This window comes from Luteimonas sp. RIT-PG2_3 (assembly GCF_054902115.1).
On sequence record NZ_JBUBPF010000003.1, the window covers coordinates 378,214 to 392,882 of the forward strand.

The 14,669-nt window shown below is 67.1% G+C and carries 11 protein-coding genes and 1 pseudogene; 7 read left to right on the forward strand and 5 right to left on the reverse strand.

Annotated elements, in window-relative coordinates; all coding sequences use genetic code 11:
• Window positions 1-96: 96 nt before the first annotated feature.
• Window positions 97-1,005: pseudogene (locus tag ACYX7E_RS06530) on the reverse strand (LysR family transcriptional regulator); the annotation flags it as partial.
• Window positions 1,006-1,102: 97 nt separating this feature from the next.
• Between ACYX7E_RS06530 and ACYX7E_RS06535 the strand changes: the two are divergent.
• The 7 genes from ACYX7E_RS06535 (at window position 1,103) to ACYX7E_RS06565 (ending at window position 9,379) form a co-directional block, all read left to right on the forward strand.
• On the forward strand, window positions 1,103-2,386 hold the full coding sequence (locus ACYX7E_RS06535; RefSeq protein WP_462079758.1) for an MFS transporter: 1,284 nt from the start codon (window positions 1,103-1,105) through the stop codon (window positions 2,384-2,386).
• Between the two features lie 78 nt (window positions 2,387-2,464).
• Window positions 2,465-3,487, forward strand: coding sequence for an aldo/keto reductase (locus ACYX7E_RS06540; protein ID WP_462079759.1), 1,023 nt, complete (start codon window positions 2,465-2,467; stop codon window positions 3,485-3,487).
• A gap of 168 nt (window positions 3,488-3,655) precedes the next feature.
• A complete protein-coding gene (locus ACYX7E_RS06545) occupies window positions 3,656-4,675 on the forward strand; it encodes a zinc-binding alcohol dehydrogenase family protein (RefSeq protein ID WP_462079760.1) in 1,020 nt (339 codons plus the stop codon).
• Window positions 4,676-4,938: 263 nt separating this feature from the next.
• Window positions 4,939-5,586, forward strand: coding sequence for a membrane protein YczE (gene yczE / locus ACYX7E_RS06550; protein WP_462079761.1), 648 nt, complete (start codon window positions 4,939-4,941; stop codon window positions 5,584-5,586).
• 155 nt (window positions 5,587-5,741) lie between these two features.
• Window positions 5,742-7,772 (forward strand): 2,4-dienoyl-CoA reductase FMN-binding domain-containing protein, encoded by a 2,031-nt coding sequence (locus tag ACYX7E_RS06555; protein WP_462079762.1) that lies wholly within the window; start codon window positions 5,742-5,744, stop codon window positions 7,770-7,772.
• Window positions 7,773-8,170: 398 nt separating this feature from the next.
• Complete coding sequence (locus tag ACYX7E_RS06560) at window positions 8,171-8,629, forward strand: cell wall hydrolase (RefSeq protein ID WP_462079763.1); 459 nt, start codon at window positions 8,171-8,173, stop codon at window positions 8,627-8,629.
• A 138-nt stretch (window positions 8,630-8,767) separates the two neighbouring features.
• Window positions 8,768-9,379 carry a glutathione S-transferase family protein gene (locus ACYX7E_RS06565; RefSeq protein WP_462079764.1) on the forward strand — a complete coding sequence of 204 codons (612 nt, stop codon included), beginning with the start codon at window positions 8,768-8,770 and terminating at the stop codon, window positions 9,377-9,379.
• Between the two features lie 168 nt (window positions 9,380-9,547).
• On the opposite strand, the gene prpF is transcribed toward ACYX7E_RS06565, so the two are convergent.
• The 4 genes from prpF to acnD are packed head-to-tail and all read right to left on the reverse strand — an operon-like array spanning window position 9,548 to window position 14,585.
• Window positions 9,548-10,765, reverse strand: a complete 1,218-nt coding sequence (gene prpF / locus ACYX7E_RS06570; RefSeq protein WP_462079765.1) for a 2-methylaconitate cis-trans isomerase PrpF — start codon at window positions 10,763-10,765, stop codon at window positions 9,548-9,550.
• 25 nt (window positions 10,766-10,790) lie between these two features.
• Window positions 10,791-11,459, reverse strand: a complete 669-nt coding sequence (locus tag ACYX7E_RS06575; RefSeq protein WP_462079766.1) for a hypothetical protein — start codon at window positions 11,457-11,459, stop codon at window positions 10,791-10,793.
• Window positions 11,449-11,919, reverse strand: a complete 471-nt coding sequence (locus tag ACYX7E_RS06580) for an SRPBCC family protein (RefSeq protein ID WP_462079767.1) — start codon at window positions 11,917-11,919, stop codon at window positions 11,449-11,451. Before ACYX7E_RS06580 ends, ACYX7E_RS06575 begins: the two co-directional genes overlap by 11 nt.
• Before the next feature lie 44 nt (window positions 11,920-11,963).
• Window positions 11,964-14,585: a Fe/S-dependent 2-methylisocitrate dehydratase AcnD gene (gene acnD, locus ACYX7E_RS06585; protein ID WP_462079768.1), complete on the reverse strand. Its 2,622-nt coding sequence runs from the start codon at window positions 14,583-14,585 to the stop codon at window positions 11,964-11,966.
• Window positions 14,586-14,669 lie beyond the last annotated feature (84 nt).

Consider the following 14,669-nt stretch of genomic DNA (forward strand, 5'->3'; position numbering starts at 1 on the left):
TTTGCCGACGTCAGGCCTGATGACCCCAGTCTTGTCGACGCCGGGTCTGATGTCGTCAGGCCCGATGTTGGCGGGCGCGATGACCGCCGTAGCGCCGGCCTCCCGCCACGGCGATCGCGCGGCAAGACGGGCGGTCAGGAAATCGATGAACGCGCGCACGCGCGGCGGCATGTATCGACGCTCCGGCATCACCGCATGGATGCCGGTATCCCGCAACTGGTACTCCGGCAACACGCGCACCAGCCTGCCGTCGGCGAGTTCGTCGGCGACATGCCACAACGAATGCGCGGCAATGCCCTGCCCCGCCACCGCGGCATCGCGCAGCAGCTCGCCAAGATTGCTTTCGAGGCGACCGGACACCGCGACCTCGTGCCATGCGCCGTCGCGGCCCTGCAGTTGCCAGTTGGCCTGGCGCCCGCGACTGCCGAACAACATCAGGCAATCCAGTTCCGCCAGGTCTGCCGGCGTGGTGGGCGTGCCGTGACGACGCAGGAAGTCGGGCGCGGCGCACAGCACGCGCTGGTTGCTGGCGATGCGGCGCGCGACCAGGCCGGAGTCATCGAGCGCACCGATCCGGATCGCCAAGTCGAAGCCTTCCTGCACCAGGTCCACCAACTGGTCGCTCAGGTGCACGTGCAGCCGGACCTGCGGATACAGCGCCATGAACGCGGGCAGCAGCGGCGACACGTGCTGGCGACCGAACGATGCCGACATCGTGACCCGCAGGGTCCCGGAGATCTCGTTGCCGGCCTGTCGCAGGCTCTGGCCCAGCGCTTCGAGCTCCTCGACCAGCACGCGACCGCGCGCAGCCAATTCATGGCCCTCGGTCGTGGCATGCAGGCGGCGGGTCGTGCGGTGGAACAGGCGGACGCCGAGTGCCTGCTCCAGACGCTTGAGCCGCTGGCTGGCCACGGCCACCGACAGGTCGAGCTGCCTGGCCGCCGCACTGATCGAACCCAGGTCGAGCACACGCAGGAACAGGGCAATATCGCCGAGACGGTCCATTTTCAATATTTTATTGAAAGTATTTCTGGATTCTGTCTGTTTCCACTCAATATGCAAGCGCCCAGACTGCGTCGACTCCTCCAGGCCCTCCGCTGCCATGCACGCCCCGACACCCGCCTCCCTGCCCGCCACGCCCACGCCGCCCGCTTCTTCGCGGATGCCGCTGGCGGTCTATGCGCTGACCGCCGGCGCCTTCGGCATCGGCACGACCGAGTTCGTCATCATGGGCCTGCTGATGCAGGTCGCGAACGACCTGCAGGTCTCGATCGCGGCGGCCGGACTGCTGATCTCCGGCTACGCGCTCGGAGTCTTCGTCGGCGCGCCCCTGCTGACCGCGGCGACCGGCCGGCTGCCGCGCAAGACCGTGCTGGTCGCGCTGATGGTGGTGTTCACGCTGGGCAATCTCGCCTGCGCGCTGGCACCCGACTACACCGTGCTGATGATCGCCCGCGTCATCACCTCGCTCGCGCATGGCACCTTTTTCGGCGTCGGCGCAGTGGTCGCGACCGGACTGGTCGCCGAAGACCGCAAGGCCTCGGCGATCTCGATCATGTTCACCGGCCTGACCGTCGCCACCCTGCTGGGCGTGCCCGCGGGCGCCTGGCTGGGTCTGCAGTTCGGCTGGCGCGCGACGTTCTGGGCGGTCGCGGCGATCGGCGTGATCGCCACCCTCGTCATCGCGACCCTGGTCCCCAAGGCGCGCGGCGAGCAGGTGCAGACGAGCTTCGCTGCCGAGATCCGCGTGATCGCGCAACCGCAGGTACTGCTGGGCCTGCTGATGACGGTGCTCGGCTTCGGCGGAATGTTCACCGTCTACACCTACATCCAGCCGCTGCTGACCGAAGTCGCCGGCTTCACCGACGCGGCGGTGTCGCCGATCCTGCTGGTGTTCGGCGTCGGCATGATCGTCGGCAACCTGCTGGGCGGGACGTTCGCCGACCGGCGATTGATGCCGGCGCTGCTCGGCACGCTGATCGCGTTGACGCTGGTGATGGGACTGATGGGCTTCGCGCTGCACAACAGGACGGCGATGGTGGTCTTCGTCGGACTGCTCGGCGCAGCGGCATTCGCGACGGTATCGCCACTGCAGTTGTGGGTGCTGCAGCAGGCACGCGACGCGCAGAGCCTCGCATCGAGCCTGAACATCGGTGCCTTCAATCTCGGCAATGCGTTCGGCGCATGGCTCGGCGGCGTGGTCATCCTGCATGGCCCCGGCCTGACCGCACTGCCCTGGGTCGCGGCGCTGGTCCCCGCCTCGGCCCTGCTGGTGGCTCTGTGGGCGATCACGCTGGACACCCGGAACAAACGCATCGCGCGCCGCACGGTCCCCGACGACAGCAGCGACAGCGCTGCGATCGTCGAACAGACGATGCCGGCCTGAGAGCCTAGTCTTGCGTTGCAGCCCCTGCCACTCGCCTCCCCATTCGCGGGCATGCCCGCTCCTACAGGACGATCCCTCATGGAATACCGTCACCTCGGACGATCCGGCTTCAAGGTCCCTGCACTGAGCTTTGGCACCGGCACGTTCGGCGGCCAGGGTAAGCTGTTCGGCGCCTGGGGCAACACCGACGTCGACCAGGCCCGGCGCCTGGTCGACATCTGCCTGGATGCCGGCCTCAACATATTCGACAGCGCCGATGTCTATTCGTCGGGCGCCTCCGAGTCGATCCTCGGCGCCGCAATCAAGGGCCGGCGCGACAAGGTGCTGATCTCGACCAAGGCCACGTTCCGCTTCGACGATGGCCCCAACAGCGTGGGCTCATCGCGCTTCCATCTGGTCAATGCGGTGGATGCCGCACTGAAGCGGCTGGGCACCGACTACATCGACCTGTTCCAGTTGCATGGCTTCGACGCGAAGACGCCGGTCGAGGAAACGCTGTCCACGCTCGACGAGCTGGTGCGCGCCGGCAAGCTGCGTTACCTGGGCGTGTCCAACTTCTCCGGCTGGCACCTGATGAAATCGCTGGCGGTCGCCGAGCGCTACGGCTGGTCGCGCTATGTCGCCAACCAGACCTACTACTCGTTGATCGGTCGCGACTACGAGCAGGAACTGATGCCGCTCGGCATGGACCAGGGCGTCGGCGCCGTGGTCTGGAGCCCGCTCGGCTGGGGCCGGCTGACCGGCAGGATCCGCCGCGGCCAGGCCTTGCCCGACAACAGCCGCCTGCACGACAGCGCCGAGTTCGGACCCCCGGTCGAAGACGAACGCCTGTTCAAGGTCATCGATGCGCTGGACGCGGTCGCGGCCGATACCGGCAGGCACATCGCGCAGATCGCATTGAACTGGCTGCTGCAGCGCCCGACCGTCTCCACCGTGGTCATCGGCGCGCGCAACGAGGAACAACTGCAGCAGAATCTTGGCGCGATCGGTTGGCAGCTCAGCGCCGAACATCTCCAGCAGCTCGACGATGCCAGCGCCGTGACCCCACTCTATCCGTACTGGCACCAGCGCGGATTCGAACGCAATCCGCCCCTGGTCTGAGAGGCTGAGCGTTTCAGCCTCTCAGTCGGGCCATGGATGGCCCGACGCGAATCGAGCACTCAAGTGCATGATTCTCGTGAACGAGTCCGGACATGTGCCGGACTCGCGGCAGAAGAATTCCACAGGATGTGGAATTCTTCTCAGGCTCTGACCCGAGGACAACCACAGATGAAAGCCGTTGCACTGACCCGCTACCTTCCGATCGACGACCCGCAATCGCTGCAGGACGTCGAACTGCCCGACCCCGTGCCCGGCGCGCACGACCTGCTGGTGAGGGTCGAGGCCGTCTCGGTGAATCCGGTCGACACCAAGGTGCGTTCGCCGAAGCCGCAGGTCGAGGCGCAGCCCAAGGTGCTGGGCTATGACGCGGCCGGCGTCATCCAGGCCGTCGGCGCCTCCGTCGTCGGCTTCAAGCCCGGCGACCGCGTCTATTACGCCGGCGACGTGACCCGCCCCGGCAGCAACGCGCAGCTGCAATGCGTGGATGCGCGCCTGGTCGGCCACTTGCCCGCCACGCTGGATTTCGCGCAGGCGGCCGCCTTGCCGCTGACCGCGATCACCGCCTGGGAGCTGCTGTTCGAGCGCATGCCGTATGCCTTCGACGGCGGTGGCCAGGGCCGATCGCTGCTGGTCATCGGTGGCGCCGGCGGCGTCGGCTCGATCGCGATCCAGCTGGCGAAATTGGCCGGCTTCACCGTGATCGCGACCGCCTCGCGCGAAGACACCATCGCGTGGTGCCGGAGCATGGGCGCCGACCACGTGGTCAACCATCGCGAAGCGCTGGCGCCGCAGTTGCAGGCGGCAGGCTTTGCGCAGGTCGATGCCGCGATCAACCTGGCCGATACCGATCGCTACTGGGATGCACTTGGCGAACTGATTTCGCCGCAGGGCCATGTCGGCCTGATCGTCGAGCCGGCAGGTGCGTTGCGCATCGGCGATCCCTACAAGGCCAAATGCATCGGCATCCATTGGGAGATGATGTTCTCGCGTCCGCGCTTCCAGACCGGAGACATGCACCGCCAGGGCGAGATCCTGCAGCAGGTCGCGCAACTGATCGATGCCGGCCGCCTGCGCGGCACGCTGACGTCCACGCTGTCGCCGATCAATGCGGACACCCTGCGCCAGGCGCATCGGCAACTCGAATCGGGCACCACGATCGGCAAACTCGCGCTGGCCGGCTGGCAGTGACCGGTCAGCCCTGAGAACCTGTTCAAAGCCTGTCGCGAGCGCAGCCAGGTGGCGCGTGGCGGAGCGCAGAAAGCGCAGTGTACGCGCCGTACATGAGCAACCGAGCACCGCACGCGCGCCAGATGGCAGCGCAGCAAGACGTTGAACCGGTTCCGGGCGGCACCGCAGGACCGCACCTCGCATCAAACGCTGTGCACCGTCGCCGCGGCCGTCCACAATGGGCGGCTGCGGCGGAACTTCATCGCGCCGAACATAGAACCGACATGACGTCCCTGCTCCGCCTCCGTTCCACGCAACGCTGGATCCGCCTGCTGCTCGGGCTGTTCCTGTACGGCATCGGCATCAGCCTGATGGTGCGCGCCAGCGTGGGTATTTCGCCGTGGGACGTCCTGAACCAGGGCGTCTCGCTGCAGACCGGATTGTCGTTCGGACTGGTGATCGTGCTGGTCGGCGCGCTGGTGCTGCTGGCGTGGTGGCCGCTGGGCCAGATGTTCGGCATCGGCACGGTGCTCAATGTGCTGCTGATCGGGCCGAGCGCACAGGTCGGGCTCTGGCTGGTCCCCGAGGTTCAGGGCCTGCTGCTGCAATGGACGACGTTCCTGAGCGGCCTGGTGCTGCTGGCGATCGCAACCGGCCTCTACATCGGCGCGGGCTTCGGCGCCGGCCCTCGCGACGGGCTGATGACCGGCCTGCATGCCCGCACCGGCGCGCCAATCTGGCTGGTGCGCAGCCTGATCGAAGGCTGCGTGCTGCTGATCGGCTGGTGGCTGGGCGGCAACGTCGGCTGGGGCACCCTGGTCTTCGCCGCGCTGGTCGGGCCGCTGTGCGGCATCACCCTGCCGCGCCTGCGGATGCCCGAGGCAACGGTCCCCGGGACCGCCACGCAAGCCGCCGGGCCCGCCAGCCCATAAGCGACACGGCAGCGAACCACCGCGCGTCGTCGCGAGCACATCGGAACGGTTGTATCCGCCGGCCCCGGTACCGTTGATCCGCGACCACGCCCCGCGACTTGCTTCGCAACCGGTTTGACGGCACGCTGGCATCTCCATACGCCAGCGTATCCAGCATGCCAGCCACCGGACCGACCCCCTACCCGCACCTGCTCGCACCGTTGGACCTGGGGTTCACGACCCTGCGCAATCGCGTCCTGATGGGCTCGATGCATACCGGTCTCGAGGATCATCGCCGCGACTTCCCGAAGCTGGCGGCCTATTTCGCCGAGCGGGCCGAAGGCGGTGTCGGGCTGATCGTCACCGGCGGATTCGCGCCGAACATGCAGGGCTGGCTGAAGCCGTTCGGCGGCAAGCTCGGCTGGCCCTGGGAAGCGCGCAAGCATCGCCAGGTCACCGCCGCGGTGCACGCGCACGATGCCCGGATCTGCCTGCAACTGCTGCACGCGGGCCGTTACGCCTATCACCCGCTGTCGGTCGCACCCTCGCGGATCAAGGCCCCGATCAATCCGTTCACGCCACGCGCGTTGTCGGCACGCGGCGTGGAAAGCACCATCGATGCCTACGCGCGTGCCGCACGGCTGGCGCGCGACGGTGGCTACGACGGTGTCGAGGTCATGGGCTCGGAAGGCTATCTGATCAACCAGTTCCTCAGCGCGCGCACCAACCGGCGCAAGGATCACTGGGGCGGCAGCGTGGCGCAGCGCATGCGCTTCGCGACCGAGATCGTGCGACGCGTCCGCGAGGCCTGCGGCCCCGACTTCATCATCATCCATCGACTGTCGATGCTCGAACTGGTCCCGGAAGGCTCGGACTGGAACGAGATCGTGCAACAGGCCCAGGCGATCGAGGCCGCAGGCGCGACGATCCTCAACACCGGCATCGGCTGGCATGAGGCACGCGTGCCGACGATCGCGACCTCGGTGCCGCGCGCCGCGTTCGCAGGCGTTACCGCGAAACTGCGCCCGCACGTCGCCCTGCCGCTGGTGGCGACCAATCGCATCAACATGCCCGAGGTCGCCGAAGCCGTGCTGGCGACCGGCGGCGCCGACCTGGTGTCGATGGCGCGCCCGTTGCTGGCCGATCCGCAGTGGGTCGCCAAGGCGCGCGACAACCGCGCGCAAGCGATCAACACCTGCATCGCCTGCAACCAGGCCTGCCTGGACCATGTGTTCCAGAACCGCACCGCGAGCTGCCTGGTCAATCCGCGCGCATGCGCGGAGACCGAACTCGACTATCGACCCACGGCATCGCCGAAACGCATTGCCGTGGTCGGCGCGGGACCGGCGGGACTGGCCTGCGCGACGATCGCGGCCGGGCGTGGCCATCACGTGACCCTGTTCGATGCCGCCGCCGAGATCGGTGGCCAGTTCAACATGGCCAAGCGCATTCCCGGCAAGGAGGAGTTCCACGAAACCTTGCGCTATTTCGGCCACCGCATCGGCGAGACCGGCGTCGTGCTCCAACTCGGCACCACCGTGACGCCCGACCGCCTGCAAGGCTACGATGAGATCGTGCTCGCCACCGGCGTGGTCCCGCGCGCGGTCGATTTCGCGGGTCACACGCATGCCAAGGTCGTCAGCTATCTCGATGTGCTGCAGGGGCGTGTGGCGGTCGGCAAGCGCGTGGCGATCATCGGCGCGGGCGGCATCGGTTTCGACGTTGCAGAATTCCTCGTGCAGCAAGGACCCTCGCCGAGTCTGGATCCAGCGGCATGGATGCGCGAATGGGGGGTCGATCCCAGCTTCGAACGCGCCGGTGGATTGGCGACGCCGCAGGTCGAGCCTGCCGCGCGCCAGGTCTGGCTGCTGCAACGCAGCCCGGGCAAGCCCGGCGCGCGACTGGGCAAGACCACCGGCTGGATCCACCGCAGCACGCTCAAGCACAAGGGCGTGCAGATGCTCGGTGGCGTCAACTATGCCGGCGTCGACGACAACGGCATGCGCATCATCGTCGATGGCCAGGAACAATGCCTACCGGTCGATCACGTCGTGGTCTGCGCCGGGCAGGAACCGTTGCGCGCATTGCATGCGCCGTTGCTCTCATCGGGAAAGCAACCGCACCTGATCGGCGGCGCCGATGTCGCGGCCGAACTCGATGCCAAGCGCGCGATCGCGCAGGCGGCGAGACTCGCGGCGTCGCTGTAAACGACACCACGCCAACAGCGCGCGCACTGCAGCACGCGTTGTCGTTTCGATGCACGACATGAATGCGCGGCGTACCTGCTCCGCCATGGAGGCCTGCAGACGCGCATGGCGGCAGCACATCGAGGTCTTCAAGATGTTAAATGCGCCGCTTTCGTATTCAGGAAAGGTTTTGTAAGAGACCGTTACCTTGCGCGCACTTTCCCGCTGGGTCGTTCGGTGGGATCCGGCCCGGTCCGCAATCCTGCAGACATTGGCGCCCGGGCGATCAACAGCAGCCGCAAGGCTGGTCATGCGACATAGCACGTCGCCGCCCTCCCCAATACGCCATGTCGTTCCGCACGCTGGATGCCTCCGCATCCCCCGCAACGGAACGGCGCAACGCAGCAAGGAGTCCATCGATGAAATTGGCCTGGATCATGTGGCTGGCCTCTGTGCTGCCGCCACAAGCCGCCGATTCCCTGTGTCTGAGCACCACGGTGTACCTGGAGGCACGCGATCAGTCCGAGCGCGGCCAGCAGGCCGTTGCCGAGGTCGCGCTGCGTCGTGAAGAGAGTGGCCTGTGGGGCGACTCGATGTGCGATGTCGTCACCGCGCGCAAACAGTTCGCACCGACCATCGTGTCGCCGCAGACGCGCCTGGGCAACGCCGATGCCTGGGTCCGCGCGGTCACGGTCTCGCTGGAATCGCAGCGCAACTGGCAGCTGCCGATCGGCGAACGCAAGGAAATCGTCCCCGGCGCCAGCCACTTCATGGCCCATGCGATCGCATCGCCGAGCTGGAGCAATGCGCGCCAGGTGGCCACGATCGGCGACCATACGTTCCTGAGGGTGCAGTCCCTGCGCCCGCGCGGTGGCTGAAGCCGCCAGACGCACGCACGCAGCTGTATTGCACTGCAGCCGCGACACCACCGATGCAACAGACCGGCGCACGCGCCCTGATCGCGTTTGCACGCGCCCGGGTCCATGATGGCGGCTTCCTTCAACCGGATGCCCACCATGAAACTGCACACCTCCTCCGGCGCCTGCTCACTGGCCGACCATATCGCCCTGCACTGGATCGGGCAGCCGTTCGAGGTTCGCGTGGTCGCGCGCGAAGAGCGCAAATCAGAGGCCTTCCTCGCGCTCAATCCGGCCGGCGCGGTCCCGGTGCTGGAAGACGATGGCTGGGTGCTGACGCAGAACGCGGCCATCCTCAATTACCTGGTCGACCGTTTTCCGGAATCCGGCCTGGGCGGCGATGGCAGTGCCCGCGGTCGCGCGGATGTGAATCGCTGGCTGTCGTTCTTCAACGCCGACGTGCATCCCTCGTTCCATCCGCTGTTCGGCAGCACCTCATATCTCGATGAAGCGGCCGCGCAGCAGACCAAGGAGGCCGCCAGGAAAAAACTGCGCGGTTATTTCGAGCGCGTGAACGCACAGCTCGATGGCCGCGACTACATCACCGGCGCCCGCTCGATCGCCGATCCCTATCTGTTCGTGGTCACGCGCTGGGCCAAGGCCATGGGCGTCGACCTGGCCGGACTGCCGCACCTGGATGCGTTCTTCGCGCGCATGCTGGCCGACGATGGCGTGCGCGCAGCCATGCAGACCGAAGGACTGTCCGCTTAAGGCCCTGCGATCGGGTTCATGCATTCACGGCGGCGGATCGCGCAAGCGCCGTCGCCGTGATGGCTTGAAGCGCTCCGTCTTGAAGCGCTTAGTTCTGGAGCACCTCGTCCTGAGCGCTTCGTCTTGCGTGCTTGCTATGGAAGCGTCGCGTCGTGCACCAGCACCCCGTCAGACAACGCTTGCGACGTCGGCGGGCACCCGCACCGCGCCTTCCATCAGCACGCGTGCGCTGCGGCTCATGATGGCCTTGGTGACCGTCCACTGGCCATCGACTTCGTTCGCTTCTGCGCCGACACGCAAGGTGCCGGACGGATGCCCGAACCGCACCGACGTCCTTGCACCGCCACCTGCCGCCAGGTTCACCAGCGTGCCGGGGATCGCCGCTGCAGTCCCGATCGCGACCGCGGCCGTCCCCATCATGGCGTGATGCAGCTTGCCCATCGACAACGCGCGCACGCGCAGGTCGATATCGCCCGCCGCCACGGCTTTTCCGCTCGATGCCACGTAATCGGCCGCAGGTGCCACGAAGGCGACCTTGGGCGTGTGCTGGCGCCTGGGCGCCTCCGACACGTCGGCGATCAGGCCCATGCGCACTGCGCCGTGCGCGCGGATGGTCTCGAACATCGCCAGCGCCTTCGCGTCGCCGTTGATCGCGTCCTGCAGTTCGCTGCCGCTGTATCCGATCGCCGCCGCATCGATGAAGATCGTCGGGATACCGGCATTGATCAACGTGGCGCGCAGGATGCCGACGCCAGGCACGTCCAGATCATCGACCAGGTGCCCGGTCGGGAACATGCTGTTCCGGGCAAGGGCACCTCCGCCATCGCCGTCGCCTTCATCCGCTGGATCGACGAACTCCAGCACGATCTCGGCGGCCGGGAAGGTCACGCCATCGAGTTCGAAATCGCCGGTCTCCTGCACCTGCCCGTCAGCGATCGGCACGTGCACGATGATGGTCTTGCCGATGTTGGCCTGCCAGACGCGCACGGCGAAGGTCCCGTCCTGCGGAAGGCGTGCCGGATCGATGAAACCGTTGGCGATCGCGAACGGCCCGACCGCGGTGCTGAGATTGCCGCAGTTGCCGCTCCAGTCGACGAAGGCGGTATCGATCGAGACCTGTCCATACAGATAGTCGACATCATGGCCGGGCTGCGTGGCCGGCCCGATGATCACGCATTTGCTGGTGCTCGAGGTCGCGCCGCCCATGCCGTCGGTGTGCTTGGCGTATGGATCGGGCGAACCGATGACGCGCATCAGCAACGCATCCCGCGCCGCGCCGGGGACTTGCGCCGCCGCCGGCAGGTCCTGCAGGCGGAAGAACACGCCCTTCGATGTGCCGCCACGCATGTAGGTGGCGGGGATGCGGAGTTGGGGCAGTGGCTTCATGTGTCGTCCTGATGCTTGGAAGGAGTCAAAACAGGGAGGCCTGGACCCGCCGCGGCGGCTCGGGACCCAGCTCCCAACGCCCCAGGGTCGTATAGCGGTACGGCTTGCCGCCACCCACCACCAGTTCGAAGGCATCGATGACGACATCGATCTCCGGAATCTTCCGGGACCTTGGCATCACGCCATGAAAACCATAGCTCACGGTGACATGCGCACTGTGTCGCCCGCCCATGGGCAGGCCTTCCTCGGCAATCGCGGCGTTGATCGCGTCGACCAGCGCATCGACCTTTCCGGACCCTCCGTGCACCCGCACATCGACGTTCGCGCTTCCGCGCCCGTTCGTCTCGCATTGCAGGCGATCCAGCGACAGCGTGAATGCCTGCGCCTGCACGCGAGCTCCGGCCAGCAGCAGGCGTCGACGTATCTCCGGCGTGTCCTTGTAGCGATCCGAAAAGCTCTGGTGCAGGAGGTCGAAGGGAAAGACCTCGGCGCCCAGCACGTCCAGCACGCCATGCGCTTCCAGCTGTTCCGAGATCGCATCAGTACAGCGCGCACGCAGCCGCGCCAGAAACAGCAGGCGGGGCCCACCGCTTCCACGCTGCCACCACACATCGGACAGGACGTCACCCGAAGGACTTCCTCCGGAAGACGATACCGGCAACCCGGCGCGGCGCATGCCCAGATCAGGCCCCATCCGGAATCTCGGGCTCGACCAGCTTCGCCAGCAGTTCCAGCGATTCCTGCCACCCGAGGTAACAGAAGTCGACCGGAATCGCCGCTGGAATGCCTTCCTGCAGGACCTGCAGGTCGGTGCCACCGATGCTGCTGGTCAGTGTCACCGTGACTTGGATCGTGCCGGGCAGGCCCGGGTCCTCGAAGCGGTCGGTGTAGCGCAGCCGCTCGTTGGGCACGAGTTCGACATAGTGGCCGCCGAATGCATGACTGGAGCCGGTGCTGAAATTGGTGAACGACATGCGGTAGCCGCCGCCGACCCGCGCGTCCATCTCATGGACCTTGCCGATGAAGCCGTGCGGCGGCAGCCATTTGACCATCGCATCGGGATCGAGGAAGGCACGGTACACGCGCTCGGGTGGTGCGCGCAGCACGCGGTGCAGGCGGACGGTGCCGGTGTCGGGGCTGGAATCGCGGGTCATGATCGGTCTCCTGTGGATGGGCTTACCGTTCTACGACGAACGGGTCAGGCGACTTTCGACGCCAGGAAGTCCTGCGCGAACCGCTGCAGCACGCCACCGGCCTCGTAGATCGACACCTCCTCCTCGGTATCCAGGCGACAGATGACCGGCACGGCGAGCTGGGTGCCGTCGGTCCGGTGGATCCGCAGCGTCAGGTCGGCACGCGGGGTGCGTGCGCCGACGACGTCGTAGGTCTCGGTGCCGTCCAGGCCCAGCGTCAGGCGGGTCGTGCCGGGCTGGAACTCCAGCGGCAGCACGCCCATGCCGATCAGGTTGGTGCGATGGATCCGCTCGAAGCCCTCGGCGACGATCGCTTCCACGCCGGCCAGGCGCACGCCCTTGGCGGCCCAGTCGCGCGAGCTGCCCTGTCCGTAGTCGGCGCCGGCAACGATGATCAGCGGCTGCTTGCGGTCCATGTAGGCCTCGATCGCTTCCCACATGCGCACCACCCGCCCCTCGGGTTCGATGCGCGCCAGCGATCCCTGCCTGACCTGCCCATCGACAACGGCCATCTCGTTGACCAGCTTCGGGTTCGCGAACGTGGCGCGCTGCGCGGTCAGGTGGTCGCCGCGATGGGTCGCGTACGAATTGAAGTCCTCTTCCGGCACGCCCATCTTCGCCAGGTACTCGCCGGCCGCGCTGTTGGCCATGATCGCGTTCGACGGCGACAGGTGGTCGGTGGTGATGTTGTCGCCAAGCACTGCCAGCGGCCGCATGCCGGTCAGCGTGCGCTCGCCGGCGAGCGCGCCTTCCCAGTAGGGCGGGCGGCGGATGTAGGTGCTCTGCGGGCGCCAGTCGTACAGTGGATCGACGCGCTCGCCGTTGTCGACGACCAGCTTGAACATCGGGCCATAGACGGCGCGGAACTGCTCGGGCTTGACGCTGGCCTTGACCACCGCGTCGATCTCTTCGTCGCTGGGCCACAGGTCCTTCAGCGTGACCGGCCTGCCGTCGTGGTCGAGGCCGAGCACATCCTTCTCGATGTCAAAGCGGACCGTGCCGGCGATCGCATACGCGACCACCAGCGGCGGCGACGCCAGGAACGCCTGCTTGGCATAGGGATGGATCCGCCCGTCGAAATTGCGGTTGCCCGACAGCACCGCGGTCGCATAGAGATCGCGCTCGATGACTTCCTTCTCGATCGCCGGGTCCAGCGCGCCGCTCATGCCATTGCAGGTGGTGCAGGCGAAGGCCACGATGCCGAAGCCGAGCTGTTCGAGCTCAGGCAACAGCCGGGCCTCTTCGAGATACAACTGCACGGCCTTCGATCCCGGCGCCAGCGAAGACTTCACCCACGGCTTGCGGGTCAGGCCGGCGCGGTTGGCATTGCGTGCCAGCAGGCCGGCGGCGATGACGTTGCGCGGATTGCTGGTGTTGGTGCAACTGGTGATTGCGGCAATGATGACCGCGCCATCGGGCATCAGGCCCTGCGCTTCCTCGGCCTGGGCCGCGGCCAGCCCGACCGCGATGCCGCGCTCGGCCAACGCCGAGGTCGGCAGGCGACGATGCGGGTTGGACGGGCCGGCCATGTTGCGCACGACGCTCGACAGGTCGAACGTCAGCACGCGCTCGTATTCGGCCGTGACCAGGTCGTCGGCCCACAGGCCGGCGGTCCTGGCGTAGATTTCGACAAGCTGGATCTGCGCGTCCTCGCGTCCGGTCAGGCGCAGGTAATCGATGGTCTGCCCGTCGATGTAGAACATCGCCGCGGTCGCGCCGAACTCCGGCGTCATGTTCGAGATCGTCGCGCGGTCGCCGATCGTCAGCGCATTGGCGCCTTCGCCGTAGAACTCGATGAACGCGCCGACCACCTTCTGCGCACGCAGGAACTCGGTCAATGCCAGCACGACGTCGGTGGCGGTGATGCCGGGCGCGGGACGTCCGGTCAGCTCGACGCCGATGATGTCGGGCAGGCGCATCCACGACGCGCGACCGAGCATGACATTCTCCGCTTCGAGCCCGCCCACGCCGATCGCGATGACGCCGAGCGCATCGACGTGGGGTGTGTGGCTGTCGGTACCGACGCAGGTATCGGGGAACGCGACGCCGCGGCCGTCGTCGGCTTGCTGGACATAGATCACCGGCGACATCTTCTCCAGGTTGATCTGGTGCATGATGCCGTTGCCCGGCGGGATCACGTCGACGTTGCGGAACGCCTGCTTCGTCCAGTCGATGAAATGGAAACGGTCGGCGTTGCGGCGATCCTCGATCGCGCGGTTCTTGCTGAAGGCGTCAGGATCGAAACCACCGCATTCGACCGCCAGCGAGTGGTCGACGATCAACTGCACCGGCACGACCGGATTGACCTTGGCCGGATCCCCACCCTGGTCGGCGATCGCGTCGCGCAGGCCGGCAAGGTCGACCAGCGCGGTCTGCCCGAGGATGTCGTGGCAGACCACGCGCGCCGGAAACCACGGGAAATCCAGGTCACGGCGGCGCTCGATCAACTGCGTCAACGCATCCGGCAGCAGCGCGGGATCGCAACGGCGCACCAGGTTCTCGGCAAACACGCGCGAGGTGTACGGCAGGGTCGCATAGGCGCCGGGCTTGATCGCGTCGACGGCGGCGCGCGCATCGAACCAGTCGAGCTGGCTGCCGGGAAGGGGTTTGCGGTGCTGGCTGTTCATGGCTGGCTGGGGTCTGCAGGCGTGGATCGGGGGTCGAAGATCGGATCGCGAACGGCGGGGTGCAGCGGGAGCGCGGAACCGGGA